10 protein-coding genes and 1 tRNA gene are annotated in these 21,169 nt (G+C 49.3%); 10 read left to right on the top strand and 1 reads right to left on the bottom strand.

Going from position 1 to position 21,169, the window contains the following annotated elements:
- Window positions 1–13: 13 nt before the first annotated feature.
- The 6 genes from KQJ23_RS06105 (at window position 14) to KQJ23_RS06080 (ending at window position 8,646) form a co-directional block, all read left to right on the top strand.
- Window positions 14–1,030, top strand: a complete 1,017-nt coding sequence (locus KQJ23_RS06105; protein ID WP_216477803.1) for a glycosyltransferase family 2 protein — start codon at window positions 14–16, stop codon at window positions 1,028–1,030.
- A gap of 15 nt (window positions 1,031–1,045) precedes the next feature.
- Complete coding sequence (gene glf / locus KQJ23_RS06100) at window positions 1,046–2,158, top strand: UDP-galactopyranose mutase (RefSeq protein ID WP_216477802.1); 1,113 nt, start codon at window positions 1,046–1,048, stop codon at window positions 2,156–2,158.
- A 210-nt stretch (window positions 2,159–2,368) separates the two neighbouring features.
- A complete protein-coding gene (locus KQJ23_RS06095) occupies window positions 2,369–4,477 on the top strand; it encodes a 5'-nucleotidase C-terminal domain-containing protein (RefSeq protein WP_216477801.1) in 2,109 nt (702 codons plus the stop codon).
- A gap of 16 nt (window positions 4,478–4,493) precedes the next feature.
- On the top strand, window positions 4,494–5,060 hold the full coding sequence (locus tag KQJ23_RS06090; RefSeq protein ID WP_216477800.1) for a DUF1697 domain-containing protein: 567 nt from the start codon (window positions 4,494–4,496) through the stop codon (window positions 5,058–5,060).
- Window positions 5,061–5,205: 145 nt separating this feature from the next.
- The gene (locus KQJ23_RS06085; protein ID WP_216477799.1) at window positions 5,206–6,327 is read left to right on the top strand and encodes a TolB-like translocation protein; all 1,122 of its coding nucleotides are present in this window, start codon (window positions 5,206–5,208) and stop codon (window positions 6,325–6,327) included.
- 249 nt (window positions 6,328–6,576) lie between these two features.
- Complete coding sequence (locus KQJ23_RS06080; RefSeq protein WP_216477798.1) at window positions 6,577–8,646, top strand: glycoside hydrolase family 43 protein; 2,070 nt, start codon at window positions 6,577–6,579, stop codon at window positions 8,644–8,646.
- 47 nt (window positions 8,647–8,693) lie between these two features.
- Here the strand turns inward: KQJ23_RS06080 and KQJ23_RS06075 are convergent, their stop codons facing one another.
- A complete protein-coding gene (locus KQJ23_RS06075; protein WP_216477796.1) occupies window positions 8,694–9,614 on the bottom strand; it encodes an ArsR/SmtB family transcription factor in 921 nt (306 codons plus the stop codon).
- A gap of 313 nt (window positions 9,615–9,927) precedes the next feature.
- Between KQJ23_RS06075 and KQJ23_RS06070 the strand changes: the two genes are divergently transcribed.
- The 4 genes from KQJ23_RS06070 to KQJ23_RS06055 all read left to right on the top strand — a co-directional run bounded on the left by KQJ23_RS06070 (window position 9,928) and on the right by KQJ23_RS06055 (window position 21,135).
- Window positions 9,928–10,015: transfer RNA gene (locus tag KQJ23_RS06070), tRNA-Leu, on the top strand.
- A 237-nt stretch (window positions 10,016–10,252) separates the two neighbouring features.
- Window positions 10,253–14,524 carry a PA14 domain-containing protein gene (locus KQJ23_RS06065; RefSeq protein WP_216477795.1) on the top strand — a complete coding sequence of 1,424 codons (4,272 nt, stop codon included), beginning with the start codon at window positions 10,253–10,255 and terminating at the stop codon, window positions 14,522–14,524.
- Window positions 14,525–14,548: 24 nt separating this feature from the next.
- The gene (locus KQJ23_RS06060) at window positions 14,549–16,168 is read left to right on the top strand and encodes an S-layer homology domain-containing protein (protein WP_216477794.1); all 1,620 of its coding nucleotides are present in this window, start codon (window positions 14,549–14,551) and stop codon (window positions 16,166–16,168) included.
- A gap of 74 nt (window positions 16,169–16,242) precedes the next feature.
- Window positions 16,243–21,135, top strand: a complete 4,893-nt coding sequence (locus KQJ23_RS06055) for a glycoside hydrolase domain-containing protein (RefSeq protein WP_216477793.1) — start codon at window positions 16,243–16,245, stop codon at window positions 21,133–21,135.
- Window positions 21,136–21,169 lie beyond the last annotated feature (34 nt).

Genomic DNA, 21,169 nt, shown 5'->3' with positions numbered 1-21,169 from the left:
AGGTTGTGTGAACATGAAGCTATTATCAGTCGTCGTTCCTTGCTTTAACTCACAAGATTATATGAGATACTGTTTAGAATCTCTACTTCCTGGCGGGGAAAACGTAGAAATTCTGATAGTAAATGACGGTTCAAGCGACAAGACTGGAGAGATTGCGAACGGCTATGCAGCAAAGTACCCTTCCATCATCAAATCGATACATCAGGCCAATGGAGGGCACGGTGAAGCGGTCAATACGGGAATCAGACATGCGACAGGTCGCTATTTCAAGGTAGTGGACAGCGATGATTGGGTGGATATCCGGGCCTATCTGAAGATAGTAGCCACGCTGGAGCAGCTTGAGGCTGAGGATCAGACTATTGATCTGCTAGTCAGCAACTTTGTCTATGACAAAGAGGGAGCAAGATTCAAGAAGGTGATGAGATACGATAACGTTCTGCCTGATAATATAGTGTTCACCTGGGACGAGATCGGTCGTTTCCGTAAAGGCCAATATTTGATGATGCATTCACTCCTCTATCGAACAGCTATATTAAGGGAATGTGGATTAGTACTGCCAAAGCATACCTTTTACGTAGATAACTTATATGTAACGGCCCCCTTGCCATATGTGAATAAAATCTATTATTCAAACACGGATTTGTACAGATATTATATCGGTCGCGCAGATCAATCGGTCAATGAGAAGGTCATGATTAAGCGCATTGATCAACAATTGGAGGTAAACCGGCTATTGATTGAACAGATGAGCCTGCAAAGCAACTTAAGCGGCAAGCTGAGCAAATACTTATTCCATCATCTTGAGATTGTAACGATGATTTCAACGATCTTACTGATTCGTGGAGGAACGAAGGAGCATTTGCAGAAGAAGCGTGAGTTCTGGAATTACATTAAGGAAACAGATCGGGAGCTTTATCATCAATTGCGTTACGGAATGATGGGCCGGCTATTAAGCCTGCCAGGACGAATGGGACGCAGCATCTCGGTCGGGGTGTATAAAATTACACAAAAGGTTGTTGGTTTTAACTGACTTGGAGGCGGGTTTGTGCACAAGAAATACGATTTCCTGATTGTTGGAGCTGGACTGTACGGTGCGGTATTCGCCCATGAAGTTAACAAAGCCGGGAAAACCTGCTTGATCCTTGATAAACGTAATCATATCGGTGGTAATGTCTATACGGAAAAGGTGGCGGATATTCAAGTTCATCGCTACGGCGCACATATTTTTCATACGAGCAACACGGAAATATGGCGATATGTCAATCAGTTCGCGGAGTTTAACCGATTTACCAATAGTCCATTAGCCAATTACAAGGGTGAGCTTTATAATTTGCCGTTCAATATGAATACCTTTAACAAGATGTGGGGAGTGATCACTCCGGAGGAAGCCAGACAAAAAATTGAACAGCAACGCAGAGACAGTTATGTGGAAAGTCCCCGTACATTGGAGGAACAAGCGATCAATCTGGTTGGCAGCGATATTTACGAAACATTAATCCGCGGTTATACCGAAAAACAGTGGGGTCGTCCATGCCACGAACTTCCGGCATTTATTATACGCAGATTGCCTGTGCGCTTCACCTATGATAACAATTATTTCAATGATCCATACCAGGGTATTCCGAATGGTGGATATACAGCAATGGTAGAAAAGATGATTGAAGGTATTGAAGTAAGGCTGGAAGCTGACTATCTTGCTGACAAGGTCTACTGGGATAATGTTGCAAAACAAATCGTTTATACCGGGCCGATTGATGCTTACTTTAGTTTCAGATATGGGGTTTTGGCCTATCGCAGCTTAACCTTTGATAACGAATTGCTAGAAATCGATAACTACCAGGGTAATGCTGTAGTAAATTATACTGATCGTGAAACTCCGTATACGCGAATTATTGAGCATAAGCATTTTGAATTTGGTACTCAACCACAGACCTTAATTACCCGTGAGTATAGCGTGGAATGGAAGCGTGGAGATGAGCCGTACTATCCAATCAATGACGAGCTAAATAGCATACTCTATGCAAAATATAAACAATTAGCTGATGCTGAGCAGCACGTCATATTCGGCGGACGTCTAGGCGAATATAAGTATTATGATATGGATAAAGTTATTGCCTCAGCGCTTCTTAGAGTAAAAGAGGTTTTAAATGAAATGTAATCTTCATTCCGAACGATAAAAGCTCTTGAATTTGTTCCTTTGCGGAAAATTCAAGAGCTTTTTGTTTGTCATGGCCCTATCAGGATAATCAGAGAATTGTAAAAACAATCGGGTCTTTGTGTTAAACTAGTTTACTTGGAAATCTATTAAATTTATAGTATTAGTAGATTTACCGTTCCAAAATACGAATGGAAAGAAGGGATCTACGCTATGAATTTGGCAAGAACATCGTTCGGCAAGCTGCTGGCTGCTGCATTGGTAGCTACAGGAGTGCTGTCCGGAGCTGCATTCGGCACAGCGCAGGCTGCGGAAACACCGGCTTCAACAGAGAAGTTTGAGCTTCGGGTATTACATACGAATGATACACACGCACATCTGGACAACATTGCCCGCCGGGTGACGGCTGTCAATGAAGTGCGCAATGACAGCACCTTGCTGCTTGATGCCGGAGATGTATTTTCAGGAACGCTTTATTTCAATCAGTTTAACGGACTGGCAGATTTGTTCTTCATGAACAAGCTGAACTATGATGCCATGACATTTGGCAACCATGAATTTGATAAGGGTCCGGAGGGACTGATCGAGTTCGTGAAGGCGGCGAAATTCCCATTTGTGAGCGCGAATATTGATTTCAGCAAGGAGCCCATTCTTAGTGCGTATGCCACAAAGGATATCGGTGCACCGGGTAAAGCAGGGAACATTTATCCGTCCATTATTAAAGAGATTCAAGGTGAAAAGGTGGGGATTATCGGCTTGACCACACCTGAGTCAGCGGTTCTTGCTTCTCCGGGCGAAAACATTAAATTCGCTGATGAAGTCGAGAGTGCCAGAAAGCAGGTAGAGGCGCTGGAAGCTAAGGGAATCAACAAAATCGTTGTGCTATCTCATTTGGGCTATACGGTTGACCAGGAGTTGGCCGAAGCTGTAGAAGGCATTGATATCATTGTCGGCGGGCATTCCCACACACAATTGAATGAAGCAGAGGTCCATCATGCGGACGGGGAACCGACACTGATCGTTCAAACCGGTGAATACAACAAGTATTTGGGTCAGTTGGATGTAGTCTTTGATGGGGATGGTGTTCTGACGGAATGGCAGGATAAGCTGATTTCGCTGGATGCTCAAAATGATGCTGGTGAGTACCTTATCAAGGGGGATGCTGAATCCGAGGCGAAGCTGAAAGAGTATGAGGCGCCTTTGGAGGAACTGAAGCAGACGGTGATCGGCAAGACATTAGTGGACCTTGATGGCGAACGCAACAATGTACGGACGCAGGAGACTAATCTGGGTGATCTTGTCGCTGACGGGATGAGAGCTAAAGTGATGAGTATTGTGAAGGAATCCGATGTGGCAGGCTATGTCACTATCCAGAACGGCGGAGGCATTCGTGCATCCATCGGGGCTGGAGATATTACACTGGGCCATTTGCTAACGACGATGCCATTCGGTAATAACCTTTCTGCTCTGAAAATGACGGGTGAAGAGATCGTTGCCGCATTGGAAAATGGCGTGAGCGGCGTGGAGAACGGAGAAGGTCGTTTCCCGCAAATCTCGGGCATGCGTTTCTATTATGATTCGACCAAGGCCGGCGATGTGATTGATGCTGTTACCGGAGCCAAGACTCAAGAGGGGAATCGCATCGTCCAGGTGCAAATCAAGCAGGCGAATGGCTCTTACTCCGATATTGATCCAAAGGCATACTATATTGTAGCGACAAATTCATATATGGCCGATGGCGGAGATTTCTACAAATCTATGAAGCAGGCCAAGAATGCCGGACGCTTCTATGAATTGAATCTAGTTGATTATGAAGTATTCCGCGAGTATCTGGATTCGGTAGGTACGGTAAACGTACAGCCGGAGGGCCGGATTATCGATGTGAAAGGGGCTTCTCTCTCTGTAGCATTTAGCGATGTCTCAGGGCATGCGAATGCTGCTGTGATCGAGAAGGCTGCCGCGGCAGGTATTATTAATGGATATGCTGACGGCTCCTTCCGTCCGGATAATAAGGTTACTCGTGCTGAATTGGCGGTGATGGTAAGCCGGGCATTGAAGCTTCAGGCTTCGACGAATGTCACGGGATTCACGGATGAAGCGGCTATTCCTGGGTGGGCCTTACCTTCAGTGGCTGCATTGAAGGAAGCGGGACTGCTGGAAGGCGTGATTGCAGACAGCTTCGAGCCATCCAAGCAGGTGACTGCTGGTGAGGTTGCTAAGGTTCTAGCAGCGGTAACCAAGGGGGAAGCCCAAGAGGGGGATGTCTCTGTAACGCTTTCACGCGGCGAGATCGTCTCCTTGCTCGTTCAAGCGTTGAACTAGTAGGGTTATGATGCATATGACAAATAAATATGTATTGCTCATGAGAGGCATTAATGTGAACGGTGTTTCGATCAAGATGAAGGATTTAAAGGAGGCATTGGTCGGTCTTGGCTATCCCGATGTTCAAACCATTCTGGCAACGGGAAATATCATTCTGACGCTGGATGCTTCTGAAGCCTTCGGAGAGTTGGAAATCGCCGAGATTGCACAGGCATTAGGCAAGGAGTTTCAATATGATTGCCATTTATTCTTAAGAACAGGAGATGAAATTGGAGATATCGTTGCGGCCGCCTCCGCCTCCGCTTCCGCCGTTGAGGCTCCTGACGAATTCCATCATTACTGTCTGTTCTGTGATCAGGCAGAGGTCGTCTCCGAGTTAAGTGAGCTATTCGCTTCTGTTCCCAAGGCACCTGGAGAACGATTCATTCCCGTGGGCAGAGATGCGTTCTGGATAGTACCCAAAGGCTCCACGACGGGAACAGACTTCGGTTCAAAGGTACTTGGCAAGAAAGCCTACAAGAGTCGATTGACTTCAAGAAACATCAATACGGTTAATAAGATCTATGCGATTTGTGCCAAGTGACCGGTTATGTATCCATTAGAAATAGAGCTCTGCCGCGGCTGCGGCGGGGCTCTTTTCTTTGAAGATGATTTCTTTTACAAGCAAACGTTTAAGTTTTGTATTTTTCTGTTAAATATTAATATTATGGAGGAGAAGGAGGAAATAAATGAGAACAATGTATATGAAGAAAGCACTTGTTTGGATAAGCATATTAGCAGCAGTCTCAGCCTGCTCGGCTGCTCAGGAAGATAACGGAGCTGCAGTGAATGAACCGGGCCGATCGAATCAATCGAATACTTCCAACAATTCGCAAGAGGAGAACAATAAATTTGACCGAACCGGGGTATCCGTCGAATGGATCCAGCGTTATGAAGGGGTAGAATTAACAGATTGGGTGGATGAGCATACGCTGATTGCTGCCAAGGAGAATGATTCTCTGAAGCCGCTTGAGCTGGAGGAATTGGCAGGCTCTTATCCTGAGAGCCTTTATTTACTGGATCTGGACACAGAGCAGTTCCAGCTGCTGAAGGAGCAAGAAAGTGCAAATCTGGGAGAAGCCCGCTTGTCGCCTGATAAGAAGCACCTGTTATATTCGGAATATACCCTGGGAGATCCGGCTTACTATGTAATGGATCTGGAGACGAAAGAATCCTTCGCCATAAAGACGGAGGGCAGCCATGTAGCCATGAGCGCTCACTGGGGGGATGAGGGTATGATCGTGGGTGCATCCTATCGTGGAGGAGCCTACAGCTCAACCGTTCAAGGAAAGGCAACAGGGATAGATGGGTTGACGGAAGGCCCAGTAGTGATTGTGAGAAAATGGAAGGATACGCTTTTCTATAGCACAGGTGATAACCCTACCCTAGTCATGTTGGATCCGGCGAATGGACAGGTAGAAAGTACGCAATTGGAGCAGGTTCAGGATGTGCTTTTCATGGGAGAAGGCAAGGGACTGCTGGTTGTACAATATCTGAATGACGGCAACAGGATGAGGATGGGACTTAGCGACCGGAATGGAGAGAACTACAAGAAGCTGGCTGAAGGCACGGAGATCAGCGGGGTATCGATCTCACCAGATCAAACGTTGATTGCCTACCAGTTGACAGAGAATGCCGATCCATCCTCGAAGGGGATCTTTCTTCTGGATCTCGCTACAGGAGAGTCGCTCAAGATTGGGGACAATGCCGAATATGCCATAACCTCCTGGAGTCCGTCGGGTGACAAGCTGGCTTATAGCAATTGGGATGGAGAGCACAAGAACAGTACCATTGTTCAAGTGTCTCATTAGGAGAAATCTGGCGGGACTGACCTGATAGCATGAGACAAATTTAGAACACCTTCAAGAGAATGCAACCATGTCGTAAGATATGGAGCAACCTTGGAGGTGTTTTTTTACAAGGGAGGGATAAGTGTTGCAAATTTATGTGAAGAAGGGTTGCGAAGAATAGAGCTTGAGGGTTAAACTGTTTAATGAATGTATTCATTTATTAATTAACTAAAACATTAATATAAATCCAGCTTGAGGTGATTATTGATTATGTTCCAGAAAAAATCAGCCTTCTTACCGGTGCTCTCTGACAGCACCTTTGTGAATCCGCTTAAGCTCACTCCTGGAAATGGCTCTGACGGTGCCCAGTCCAAGGTTCATCCCGATCCGTATGTGCTGAAGCATCAAGGTGAATATTACGCTTTTGCAACGGGAATCAAAGGGGTGCTTGTCCTGCATTCCACCAACATGGTGAATTGGACTCACCTTGGGTATGCATTTCAGCTTGAGGACAGGAAAGGGTACTGGGCACCGGCGGTTGTGTATGAGAACGGCAAGTTCTATATGTATGTGTCCTCCATGCCGGAGGAGGCGGATGATGTCCATTTGCAGCGTCTGCTCGTAGCTGAAGCCGATCGGCCGGAAGGCCCATATAAGATGCGCAGAACGCTGTACGATACCTTCTCGATCGATGCGCATGTGGTGAAGGATGAACAGGGCGATTATTATTTGTTTTATTCGAACAATGAGTATGCGGGAGTGGATGCAGAGCGTCCGGGCACAGTTATCCTGGCGGATAAGCTGGTTGATATGATCACGCCGTCCGGTCAGCCGCAGATTGTTGTGGTGCCTACCCTGGATGAAGAAGTATATGAAGAGAACCGCTTTGGCGACGGCCGTGACTGGCATACGATTGAGGGAGCCTGCTATGTGCGGAGAGGCGGTAAGCACTATGTCATTTACAGCGGCAATGCCTATGTGCGGCCTAATTATTTCCTAGGTTATTCTATGGCAGAGGGGCGGGACGGAGCCGGTTTGAATGAACTGGTCTGGAATAAGTTCCCGTCGGACCAGGAATACCAGCCCTTGCTTCGTAAAAATGAAGGTGTAGAGGGCGTAGGCCATAATTCGGTAGTTCGCGGTCTGAACAATGTGGATGACTGGGTATTTTATCACGGGCGGGATGCGAATCATAAGCTGGACTTTGGTAGGGAGCAGCGGACGATGCGGAGTGATCGCCTGCTCTGGAGCGGTGACGAAATGTGGATTCCGGGCCCAACGTATACGGAACAGGATGCCCCGGCTGCGCCTGCCGTGCGTGACCTGTTCAACAAGGAGGGATTAGAAGCCCGCTGGACGACGGAGGGCGGGGAGTGGCAGGTTGCCCAAGGTGTATTAAGCCAAAGGGAACGAAGCGGCGAAGCAGCGCTTTTGACTGCAGAGCAGTTCGGAGCCAAGCGGATGGAGATATACCTGTCCTGGAACCATGATCATCGTGGGGGATTGTATGGCGTAATTCCTTGCTATCAGGAAGACGGCAGCTATACGGCCTGTTTGCTGGACGTAGGACAGAAACAGCTTCGGTTATATGCTGTTGTTCGAGGCGTCAAGCTGCCGGAGGCAAGCAAATCGCTTCCTGCCGGGTTTAATTTTGAGGCAAGCCATCTTCTGCGTATTGAGCAGGCAGGAGATCGTTATGCTGTCTGGCTGGATGATGTGAAGATGCTGGAAGCTTCTTTTCCGATTCGTGAGGGCTATGCCGGCCTGTATACGAAATTTACCTCGGCTAACTACTATAGTGTGGAGATTACCCGGCATCTGGAATTCAAGGGTTCGCTGGCCGCCGGAGCAGCGAATCATGTCCGCCGTATCCATGGTAAAGGGCAGCTTGCCTGCCATACGGAGCAAATGCTGGGCAACAGTCCTGCTTCCCGTTCGGAGTGGCTTGTTGAATTGCCTGCAAATAGCGGGCCCTTCTATCAGTTCCTGCTTGATATCACGCCGGGCAACCGAAGCCGGGAGGTTGGGATTTACGGATGGTATGAATCCGCAGGCAGCTATATTGCTCTTGTATTGGATCACACCTCGAATACACTACGGGTTGTACGGCAGATGAACGGTGAAGAGTCAACCCTTGAGACGCGTCAGCTTCCCGGACAGTTCGATTGGAGCCGGTCCCACACTTTAAGCTCCGTCTTCCGAGGGGGAAAGCTTATGCTGCGGATGGACCGTGACATTGTCTACTTCGGCACAGCACCTCTAACACAAGGGGAGCCAGGTATTCTGCTCACTGGCAACGCAATAATTGAGCACCTGCAGCTAACCGAGCTGGGCTTATAAAATAAACAAAGAAGGCAGTGGGTGTAATCCTGCCTTCTTTATTTATTTTAGGTAGTAATAATCACTTCGATATCCTGCTCGTAATTGCCGAAGGCTCTGCCAAAGAGGCTGACTCCGCCCGGATGGCGGGCCTCTGGCAGAGAGCTGATCCGAAACAGAATATCCTCTGACCGGACAAGGCCCAGCTCATTCACCCGCATACCGGACATCCGCACACCGTCTATGAAGGTGCCTTCTCCGTTGACAAGCAGCGTTTTAAGCAGGCCGTATTGGGTATTTCCCGCTCCCCACCAGGAAGGAGTCAGCCTCCCGCGCTGCTCTCCGAAGTCGCCGGGAGAGGTCCAGATGCAGAGCGGATATCCATTCAACGAAAATGTGATGTCAGATGGCCAGTGCTCTTCATAGCCCGGAGCCTCGGAAGCGATCTCCAAGGAAATGGATATGCTGCTGATTTGTTCGGCTGCGGTCATATAGTTGGGAATCCGATATTCCACAAAGCCGCTGGAATACCATAAATGCTGAGCCTTGGCGCATTCAGGCTCGGCAAAATAGCGGGGATCGTCCCGCATGCCGATCAGCTTATGCTCGGAGGCAAGGCCACAGGTCGGCCTGACTTGATAAGAGGAATATTGCCCGATTGGAATGGACACGGTATATTGATTGGATGCAGGCAACGTAGGTTTATTTGTAGAGTGGGATAAATATCTTAGCAGATATTCGTCATTCACCAAGCGGCATTGCTTCTGCATGCCCCGCTTGGCAGGAATCGCTTCACAGCTTACAATCCCGCCTTCCTCCAGCTTCTGGATGTGCTTGGTTACAATAGCGGAGGATAGCCCTAATTGCTCAGCGAGTTCCTTAATATTCTTAGAGCCTTGCAGTAAAATTTCAACGATCTTCAACCGGGTATCCGATGCGAGTGCTTCAAATAGGGGCAGATTATCCGGATGAATAAAGATTTCTCTCATCGGGTATTTCCTCGCTTTCACCCAAGTAATTAATGATTAAGATAATTGTATAGCTAAAAGGTTAAGCAGGCAAACAAGATCGAAATCTCGCTGATCAGGTTCTCGGGATCGGACAGATCTGTGGATGCTGCCGACTTTTCTTATGGAATATCGTACAAACACCTTTAGTTATGACCGGGAGGGGCTAATTTTGTACGAATAAACGTACAAATGCTTCCATGTAGGGACCACAGCCCTTAAATTACTCATTGACTTGCTTCTCTGATCGTGGTAACATATTTTTGTTGCAGTAAATTTAGAATATTTACTACATGCGGTCGTGGCGGAATTGGCAGACGCGCACGGTTCAGGTCCGTGTGGGCTAACCCCCCGTGGAGGTTCGAGTCCTCTCGACCGCACCAACTACAATGAATAAGCTCTTGAGTTTCCCTCGTGGAGATTCAGGAGTTTTTTGTTATTTGTTATACATAAAATCCTTCTGATTAATCCCCTTGTTTGCATATCGTTGCATCCTTCTCCCTTATTGAAAATTTTACGTAACTTTAATACTCCCTTTACGATCGATGTATTGTTTGAACCGGACTAAAAACTTATCATTCTTTAGGTCATCATTACTTTGTCTAGGAGGGAATTTAGGAGTGAAGAGCAGGATTGCGCTTACAAGTCGGGTTCTAGCAGTAATAATGCTTATCACCTCGTTGTTCTCAACGGGGTATGTTCCGGTTCAGCCGGCAGTGGCGCAGCCCGGCGACGTCAATGTGTTCGCCGGCGCGGCTGCTACGGCCACGGCTAACGGGGAGATTTCGCAGAGCTATTCAGCGGCCAATGCTATTGACGGGGAAGCTGCTGATAAGAAATGGTCATATGAGGGGGATGCGCTGTTACCTGAGCGGAGCAACCCTTACTGGTTAGAGGTGGATGCGGGCGGCGAAGCAACGGTTCACAAGTTCGTGCTGTACCATGCCGGTGCGGCGGGGGAGCCAGAGGAGTATAATACCCGCAATTTTACGATTGAAGCCAGCTCTGACGAGATTCATTGGAGCAATGTGGTTACGGTGACAGACAACACTTACGGCGTGACAGAGCATGAACTGAATGTGCCGGTTACGGCCCGCTATTTCAAATTGAATATTACGAACCCTGGTGAGATTAACGATAATGGTTATTATCAGGCAAGCATTTATGAGTTCGAGGCTTACGGAACGCTCGGGAATATCCCGGCAGATACCATTCCGGTAACCGGAATTTCACTGGACAAGTCAAGGCTGGAGCTTGAGGTTGGGGAATCGGAGTTACTTCGGGCAAGCATTGCACCAAATAATGCGGATGAGCGAGGCTATTCCTGGTCCATGGCAGACCCTTCTGTCGCAGAGGTGAGTGTTGACGGCCTGGTTACGGCAATATCGCCGGGGACCACGGAACTGACGGTCGCTTCAGTAGACGGTGGGCATACCGCATCTGCTCAAATCATGGTGACCATGCCGAAGACCGTGGCGGCTTTGGCAGCAGGCCAATTGATCGCACATCACAGTGAATGGACTTATCTGGACAACGGCTCGAATCAAGGAACGGCCTGGTCCGCTGTTAACTTTGACGACAGCCAGTGGAAGTTAGCTCCAGGCTCCTTCGGATACGCCAGCAGCAGCAAGCCGCAGCCGGCTACCGTTATCGATTATGGCTCGGACAGCAGCAAAAAATATATTACGACCTATTTCCGCAAGGAATTTCAGATTGCCAATGCGGACGACATTAAGCAGCTCTCCGCTGTATTGATCCGTGACGATGGCGCAGTGGTCTATCTGAACGGTCAGGAAGTATACCGCACGAATTTGCCGAACGGGACCATTACTTACACTACGCTTGCTCCGGATGCGGTAGGCGATGAGCGTGAGGAGTTGCATTTCGATATTGATCCTTCCCTGCTGGTTGACGGGAAGAACGTAATTTCAGCAGAGGTTCATCAACAACGGGGCGATAGCTCGGATTTATTTTTTTCCATGGAATTAAACAGCTCCGATATTGCCCCTCCTGTCATTGCGAAGAATCAAGGTCTGCTGGGGAAATATTACACAAACACAGGCACGCCGTTTAATTTTGGCGAACACAAATCAACAATTATTGATCCGCAAATCCACTTCACGAATCTGGACCCGATTCTTCAGACCTGGGTCGGCCAACAGGATAATGCCAACATCTCCTGGACTGGGCAAATTACAGTGCCGGAAACGAATGACTATACCTTTTACATGATCGGGGACAACGGATTCCGCTTATGGATCGATAATCAGCTTGTGATCAATCACTGGGAAAATGATTGGGATGCAGAACAAATCAGCCAGCCGGTGAATTTGCAAAGCGGAGTGAAATATAGCTTCAAAGTGGACTATTTCGAAGATTTCGGCGGTTCGAACTTATACTTGCGCTGGTCCACTCCAACGATGGTGAAGGAGATTGTTCCGGCAACCGCGTTTTATTTGCCTGAAGCTTATACCGGCCCTACCGCAGGCACCTTGGAGGCGAACGGTCAGACCGTATCCTTGCAGTTCATGGAGGAACTGGATGTACTTCCTTCCGGCCTCAAGGATCGTCTTACAGCAAAAGTGGGGGATCAGGAGCTGAAGGTTGAAGATGCGGCGCCGGCAAACGACCCTTCCATGCTCCAACTGAAGCTCGAGAATACAGTCAAGCCTAAAGAGATCGTAACTATCACATATGATGGACAAGCCCCACTGAAGTTCAATAGCGGCAAAAGCATAAGTGAATTTACCTTTAGTCCGGTCAATCAATCGGAAGCTGTGGACTACTCGCCAAAGGATATCGTGATGTCCCTGTATGGTGACGCGAAGACGGCTCGTTCCTTTGCCTGGTATACCTCCTATGAGGCTCCGGATCATGCCCCGGGAAATATTCTGGACAGTATTGTCGAGGTAGTTCCTGCAGATCAAAGCTTTAACTCGGCAGCAGTGCTCCGCTTTACCGGTGCACCGGAAGATACGCTGGTCTTGAAGAACTTGAACCTGGGCAGCACGACAGGTACTTATATCAGCCATAAAGCAATAGCATCCGGCCTTGCCCCGGGAACGGCTTATAAATACCGGGTAGGCAGTGACGGAAATTGGAGCACGGACGGTCACTTTACGACCGAAGGCGAGGACGAGACGGAGTTCGAATTTTTGTATATGACGGACTCCCAAGGCGCGAACACCGAGGATTACCGCGTCTGGGCCGAATCACTTCGAAGCGCCCTGGACGATTATCCGGACGCGAGATTTCTGGTTATGCCCGGTGATTTGGTGGATGCCGGAGCGAATGAGGGTCAGTGGAGCGATTATTTTGGACAACCGCAGGATATGTTGATGAATCTGCCGGTAATGGCAACAATCGGCAACCATGAAGGGCCGAACAATAACAATTTCTTCTATCATTTTAATTTGCCCGATGATTCGTATACAGATCCCAAGCCAAGAGGAACCGTATACTCCTTTGACTATGGTCCTGCGCATATTATGGTGCTGAATACAGGGGACATCCCTTGGGATGACGCACAGACCAATTCATTCAACAAGCAAATCGAGTGGCTTCGTAAAGAAGTGGCTCAAACAGATAAGAAGTGGAAGATTGTTGCTTTCCATAAAGCGATTTATTCGGTAGGCAATCATGCTAACGATACGGATATCAAGGAGCTGCGGCAAAAGCTATACCCTGTGCTGGATGAGCTCGGGATCGATGTGGTCCTTCAAGGACATGACCATGTCTTTATGAGATCCTATCAGATGTATAACAATCAGCCCGTAGCTAATGTGACTACCGATACGAACGGCCAAGTGATTAATCCGGACGGAACGCTATATATGATCAACAACTCGCCGGGCCGAAAATATTATGGAATTAACGCGAACGCGGACAAGTCGTTTGCCGCCGTTTATCAGCAGCCGTATAAACCGATCTATTCGGGGGTTCAAATTACGGAGGACAGCCTGACGATCCATACGTATATTTCCGGAGAAGATGATCCGTTCGACAGCTATACGATTGTGCAAAACAGCGTCAAACCCAATCCGGTAGAAGAACTGTCTATCGATAAGACGGAGAAGGGAGGGGCGGTATTATCCTGGACACAGCCTGCCGATAACTCTGCGGATGATCTCATTCGCGGCTTCCGGGTCTATGAGACGAGCGGGAGACTGGGACCGAATTGGAGCGTTTATGTACCTGTTGTAACGGGACAAACCGACTACCAGGTTGAGATCGAAAAGCTGGACTTCTCCGTAACCTATGAATTTGCAGTCAGAGCTGTGGACAAGCGGGACAATTCAGAGATCCGGACGGCAGTTCTGCAAGGCGGTGCGCCGTCTGCGCCGACCCATCCTGCGGTGGATGATGCTCGCAACACCTTCGGCTGGAAGACGGTGCCGGGTTATGCCGAGCTGTCTGACTACGAATACAGCGTAGATGAAGGCATCACGTGGCGGACGGTGACGTCAAATCCGCAGCCGGTAGGTGATCATGACTATCCTGCCGGTACAGTTCTGGTACGCGTGAAAGGAAACGCTGCGTCTGGAACAGAAGCTGGCTTGCCGCTGGCTTCGGATCTTCCATTTACGGTGAACGGGTTCAGAGATACGTTTGCGTTGACCGGATCGGTGAAGAGGGAGGACCAGCTCCAGGTGGATGTGGAGATTGAGCAGCTGGAGAATTACACGGGTCCTGTCTATGTAGTGTTTGAGCTGCTGAACGGGAACGAGCCGATCCTGATCAACGCCATACCGCTGAAAAACGGCAAGCTGAATGTTTCCCAGTATTTTAACGTCAGCGGGAATAAATACAGCGTGAAGGTGTTCGTGTTCGACGAATTTAATTACAACCTTGAAGTACCATTCCAACTGGCAAGACCGGTTGTGCTTCAATAACGGGCTGAAGGGGAGGACAATACGGTGAGAAAATATTTGGCGGCGATTCTGGCATTAATGATTATGCTTATGCCGGCTTCGGTCTTTGCCGCATCTTCCTTTACACTGGATCTCAGTGTGAAGGAAGTGCAACGCGGCGCTCAACTTACGCTTTCTGGAGAAGTTGCGGATGAATCAGACGATGTTGTGGTCAAAATTGTAAGTCCGAATCAAACCATCTTATATATCGATGTGATACCTGCAGTAAGCGGCGCTTACTCGCAGACAGTTACAATCCCTCAGGCGGAAGACTTGGCTCCCGCAGGACAATATACGGTGATTGCGGGAAATGGCGGCCTGACTGCGAGCGGGACGTTTACCATTCCGGCCAAGGGCTCCGGTACGAGCCCAGCTCCGAGCCCGACACCAACAGCGCCTGCCAATAATAATAGCAGTCCTGTATTGGATTCCGATGAGATTCCGCCCGGTGCAGGACAGGCGAACGGGGCGAAGATTCAGCCTGAACTGTCTATGGACGGCCGTTATCTTGTAGGCCGTGATGTGTTCGCTGAGGCTGCTCGCCAGGCAAATGGCTCCGTAACGGTTGAACTTCCCGCTGCGGCCTCAGAATCCGGGGAGGCGCTGGAATTTCCGGCCAAATCGCTGAAGGAATTAAGCGATCAAGGAACGGACTTGATCATTGTGTCCGGCAATCGGACGGTGCGTTTCCCAGCCGGGTCTATACCAGGAACAGCTGACTCATCGGCCCGAATCCATATTGTAGTGCAGGCGGCTTGGAACAATGAAGCCAAGGCATGGGTGGAGAACTCGTTAAAAACCCAATCGGATTATGCAGCTACAGGTGTAGTGCTTTCTGTAGTCATTCAATTGATTTCCGGCGATAGCACTAAAGAAATTCATCAATTAGATAAACCGGCTGCAGTGACGATAGCTCTGACAAGTGAACAAGCGCAGCTTATTTCTGCGGATCTGGCCGGTGTTTATTATGCGGACGGAACATCTGTGGAATATGTGCCGGGCGTCTTGAAGAACAGTCAATTCACGTTCTCTACGGATCATTTTTCCTACTACGCGATCCTGCAATACAGCAAGACATTTGTTGATTTGGTGGGCCATTGGGCAGAGGCTTCGGTCAAATCTCTGGCTGCCAAACAGATTGTGAACGGGGTGGACAATATTCATTATGCCCCGGGACGCAGCATCACGCGCGCTGAATTTGTCGCCTTGATTATGCGGGCACTTGATCATTCAGGCAGCCGGCCAACGGACCAAGCGGCTGCGGGAGTATTCACAGACGTGCCGGCTGGCCGCTATTATACCAAAAATGTAGCCGATGCGGCTGCGCTTGGCATCATCACCGGATATGAAGGAAAATTCCGGCCTAACGACCAGATTACCCGCGAGGAGGCAGTCGTAGCACTAAACCGTGCGGCGGATCACTTCCATTTAATAGCATCCGGGCAAGGACTGCCTGCGTTTGCAGATGCCGGAAGTATTTCGGATTGGGCCAAGGAAGCGGTTGAAACTGCATGGAGCCATGGCTTGATTCAAGGCGACGGGAAGAAGTTCAACCCGGGCCAGGCTGTGACTCGGGCAGAAGTCGCTGTCATGGTGGAACGGCTATTGAAGAGTAGTTCGCTGTGAGAGGCAGTTCAAAAAGTCATCTTTTGATCGCGAGGCATTTCAAGAGGTTGATTCGAGGAGGGGAACCAAGCGCAATGAATAAAAGGTTTTTTGCAATTATCATGACGTTGTTGCTGTTATTCAGTTTGTTAGAATCACTGATCCCCGGGATGTCTCCCGTAACAACGGCAGCGTCCGGCGCGAGCATTCAGGGGGAAGCGACGCGCAATGTTGCCTTGAACGCGGCAGTGACCGCTTCGGGACAATGCAACAGCAATGAAGCCGGGAAATTTGCCGTCGATGGCAAGACGGACACGAAATGGTGCGATAATACGAGTGCCAAAATCAAATGGCTAAGGCTTGATTTGGGACAGGTCTATACCATAAATGAATGGGTTGTCATGAACGCGGCAGTTGGTGAAAGCAAAAATGCCCCTTTCTGGAATACAAAAAATTTCCGTCTGCAAAAAAGTGATGACGGTACGACATGGACAGACGTTGATGTCGTTCAGAACAACGCCCAGGCTATCGTTGACCGCTACTTGCCTGAACCGTTCTCGGCCAGGTACGTCCGGTTCTATGTTAGCCAGGGAGCGTATGACTCCAATACCGTTCGTCTATATGAATTGCAATTGTACGGGGTTGAAGCCGGAAAGACGCCTGCCTATCCGCCCGTTAATCTTGAGGCGGTTGACTATGTAGATCCGTTCATTAATACGCTCGGAGACAACGGTCAGACCAATCCGGGACCGACGATGCCGTTCGGCCTTGTATCGCTTGGGCCCGACAGCGACGGTGGCGCATTTAGCGGCTACTATTATCAGGACACGAACCTGAAGGGCTTCTCGCACCTGCGGTTTAGCGGCGTAGGCTGCAGCGGAGCCGGCGGCAATATCCTGATGATGCCCGAGACCCGCACGTTCACCAAAAATGTGAATGAATATAAGCAGAAATACGACAAGTCGAGCGAGCAGGCTTCTGCCGGGTATTACGCTGTGACACTTGATTCCGGCGTCCAGGTGGAGCTTACGGCTTCCGATAACGTCGGATTTCATCGCTACACTTTCCCGGACACAGCTGCAACAGGCTCCGTCCTGATCGATCTGTCCAATTCCTATGCAGGCATGATCGATGCAAATTTGAAAGTGGAAAGCAATAATGAAATAACCGGTATGGTCAAATCGAAGAATGTATGCGGAAACGGATACTATGTCATGTATTTTGCGATCCAATTCGATCAGGATTTCGATTCATATACCTCCTGGCAAGGAGATGCAACAGGAACCGATCCTGTTCGCAGCGGTTCCAACAGCGGTGTATGGGTGAACTTCCAAAATGCTGGCGGCGAGGTGATCCAGGCCAAGGTAGGTCTGTCGCCAATCAGCGTCGAGCAGGCAAAGGTTGAACGTGATCATGACATCACAGGCTGGAGCTTTGATGCCCAGCATGCTGAAATCCGCCGAACTTGGAGTGACCTGCTAAATAAGGTAGAGATCACAGATGCGGATGAAGAGAACAAGAAGATTTTTTACACGCAAATGTATCATACCTTCCTCCATCCTAAAAATGTGACAAGCTCTGAGGGTACGTTTAAGGCGGGGAGAGATGAGAATACGGTTCGGCAGACTTCCGAGCTGGGCGGTGATTTTGAATATTATAACGGCTGGGCAACCTGGGATGATTTCCGGAAATATGCCTTGTTCTCTGTGCTGACTCCAACTGAATATAACAACATGGTGAAATCGTTGGCGGACTTGTACAAGACTCGCGGCACCTATACGCAATGGGGCGATGGGTATTGGCCGAGCCCGACGGTACGCAACGAGTTCAACGGGGCAGTTCTGCTAGATGCCTATGCCAAGGGCTTTCAGGATTTCGATGCCTATACCGCCATGAAAGGGATGGGAGTTGACGCGGACAACTTCGGTGATCAAGACAAGGTATCCGGTCAGCTTGAAAAGGCAAAGAGCGGTTATTTTCCAATGAAGTTGGCCGAGCTGCTTGGAGATCATGCGACATATGAAAAGTACAAGGAAGTTGCCTTATCTTACAAGGATCTCTGGAACCCGAATCAAGTCGATGAGAATGGCAAGAAGGTGGGCTTCTTTACTCCGAACGGTATAACCGTCGGCAGCGGGGATGTAGCTCAAGTAGACAAATATGCCTATCAGGGAAATCTGTGGCATTATCGCTGGTCCGCTTCGCAGGATATGGACGGCTTGGCCGAATTAATGGGCGGCAAGACGGAAATGGCCAAGCAACTGCTGGATTTCTTCAGCCGGGACGAATATATGGCTGTCAATGAGCAGGATCTGGATGCGCCTTACTTGTTTAACTATTTGGGTTATCCTTATTTGACGCAATACTATGCGCGCGAGTTCACGACAGAGGTTGTAACCCAGAAATATCATAACCATGGGCTGTATAGTTATCCGATGAAATCGCGGATATACCGGGCCGATCCCGAAGGCTATCTGTCTTCGATGGATGATGATGCAGGAGCAATGGCCTCCTGGTTCGTGTATAGTGCATTGGGGATCTATCCTGCCAATCCGGGAGACGCTGCTTTCCTGATCGGGTCTCCGATCTTCTCGGAAGTGAAGCTGCATCTGGATGGAGGCAAGACGTTTACGATCAAGGCGAACCAGGTTTCAAGCGAAAATCGCTTTATCCAATCCGCGCAACTGAATGGCAAGGTTTTTGACCAGGCGTGGATCAGCTATGAGGATATTATGAATGGAGGCACTCTTGAGTTCGAAATGTCCTCCGTGCCGAATACAGCTTGGGGCGCCAAGGCCTCAACGGCTCCGCCGACAACGGATTACGGATCAAATGTGGACAGCAGCTTGTCCCGGCAGGAGCTGCTTGCTGAAGGAGCGGAATGGAATTATTTTGACAAGGGAAGCTATGCCGGCAATGGATGGACAGGTCCTGCTTATGACCATAGTACCTGGAAATCCGGAGCTGCGCCGCTTGGGTATGACAATAAAGGATATGCAAAGACGACGGTAAGCTATGGACCGGACAGCAATAACAAATACCCGACTACTTACTTCCGTCAGACCTTTGAAGTTGCCGACCTGGGCGGTCTGATCGAGCTGGACGCTTCTCTGATTCGCGACGATGGTGCGGTGATATACCTGAATGGACAGGAAATCATTCGGACGAATATGCCATCCGGTACAGTGAACTATAACACTTATGCCAATGCAACGGTGAATGATGAACGGGATTGGAACGTCTACCAAGTAGCTCCTTCCTTGCTCGTAGAGGGTACCAATGTCATAGCCGCGGAAGTGCATCAGTCGAACGCTACAAGCTCGGATGTGGCATTTGATTTCAAGCTGGCTGCCGTGAGAGAGCTGTCGAAGCCTGCTGCTCCGACAAATCCGGTCGTGGATGACACTGCCAACTCATTCGGATGGACTTATATAACGGGCTTCAGCCAGCCGTCTGATTATCAGTTCAGCACAGATGCAGGCCGGACCTGGATGACCGCTACGGCCAATCCGCAGCTAGTCGGTCCGGTCGCTTATGAGATCGGTGCGGTTCAGGTGCGGGTAAAGGCAAATGAAGCTCTGGGCGTAGCTGCGGGCGAGCCGTTGCTTTCAGATGCTGAGTACACTTCGGATATTAAATGGGATGTATTCGACCTGAATGCCGAAGTAACACGCTCGGGTAATATGCTCGTTGATATAACGGGTAATTTGAAGGGGGCTTATACGGACTCGGCTGTTGCTGTAATTCAGCTAATGAATGGCGGCGAGCAAGCGTTTGTAACCAGTGCGATCCCGGTCAAAACCGGAGATTTCGATCTGACTCAGGCCTTTAATGTAAATGCCAAGAAATATCAGGTCAATATTTATCTGGTAGATAAATATGAAGGCAATATCTATGATTCGCTCTGGCTGGCTGATCCGATTGTGTCCCAAGCAGAACCGCAGCCGGAACCGAACCCGAATCCGGATCCGGGGACGCCGGAAGAAGAACCGCTTCCGGAGCCTTTACCGGTGCCAGTCAAGCAGCCGGATGTGCCGGAACCTTTGATAGAACCGGAGCCTCCGGCGGACACGCCGAACTTTGAAGCGGAAGACGGGAAGCTGACGATTGAGTTCGAGAGCAAGACGGATTGGTCGACGGACAAGCATTTCAATAATGGAAATCCGTTAGGAACCGAACCGGGCAACGGAGGTACCGTGGTCAAAAACACCTTTAGCGGGGCATGGCTGGCCTACCACCGCGTGGATTTCGGAACTGCGGGAATGAATCGGATCCAAATGGTGTATGATGCTCCTGCAGAAAAGGCACCTGCAGACGCAAGGGCTGAAATCCGGATTGGGGCAGTCAATGGAACCTTGATCGGAACCGTAAACCTGACACAGACAGGCAGTGGTTGGGGAACTTACGGAACTGCTGCGGCTGAGCTGAATACTTCTGTTAAGGGGATGCAGGATCTCTATATCGTGCTAATAGGAACGACCAATTCCAGTCGGCCGTATATCGGCAATCTGGACAGCTTTACGTTCGATAAGATCAGAAGCGATTATGCCAAGCTGGAGCTGGAGCTCTATGATGCCTGGTCCACGGATCTGAATCCGGCCAAGAATTCTCCGTTGAAGACGGAAGGCGGAAAGAGCGGACAACAGGTGGCGAACACCTTCAATGGCGCATGGCTCGCATATAAGGGAATGGACTTTGGCGCGACCGGGGTCGATCAATTTGCCATTGAATATTCCGGGAATAGCAGCAACTGTTCACCTGATGCAGAGGTAGAGATTCGCCTGGGCTCGGTGAGTGGAGCGTTGATCGGCAAAGTGAAGGTTCCACCGACAGCAGCAGGCTCCTGGAGCACTTATGCGACGGCAACGACTCCATTGACGCAGACTGTAACCGGGGTTCAGGATGTTTACCTTGTCCTGACCGGTACGACGGACTCGAAGTATACCTATATCGGCAACTTTGATAATGCGAGCTTTTCGTTGAAGTAAAGTACCCTTTTAAAGAGAAGGCGGCGTTTCTCGT

Origin of the sequence: Paenibacillus brevis (genome assembly GCF_018919145.1) — a bacterium.
Classification (GTDB): domain Bacteria; phylum Bacillota; class Bacilli; order Paenibacillales; family Paenibacillaceae; genus Fontibacillus; species Fontibacillus brevis.
This window is presented reverse-complemented; position numbering and strand designations above follow the sequence as displayed.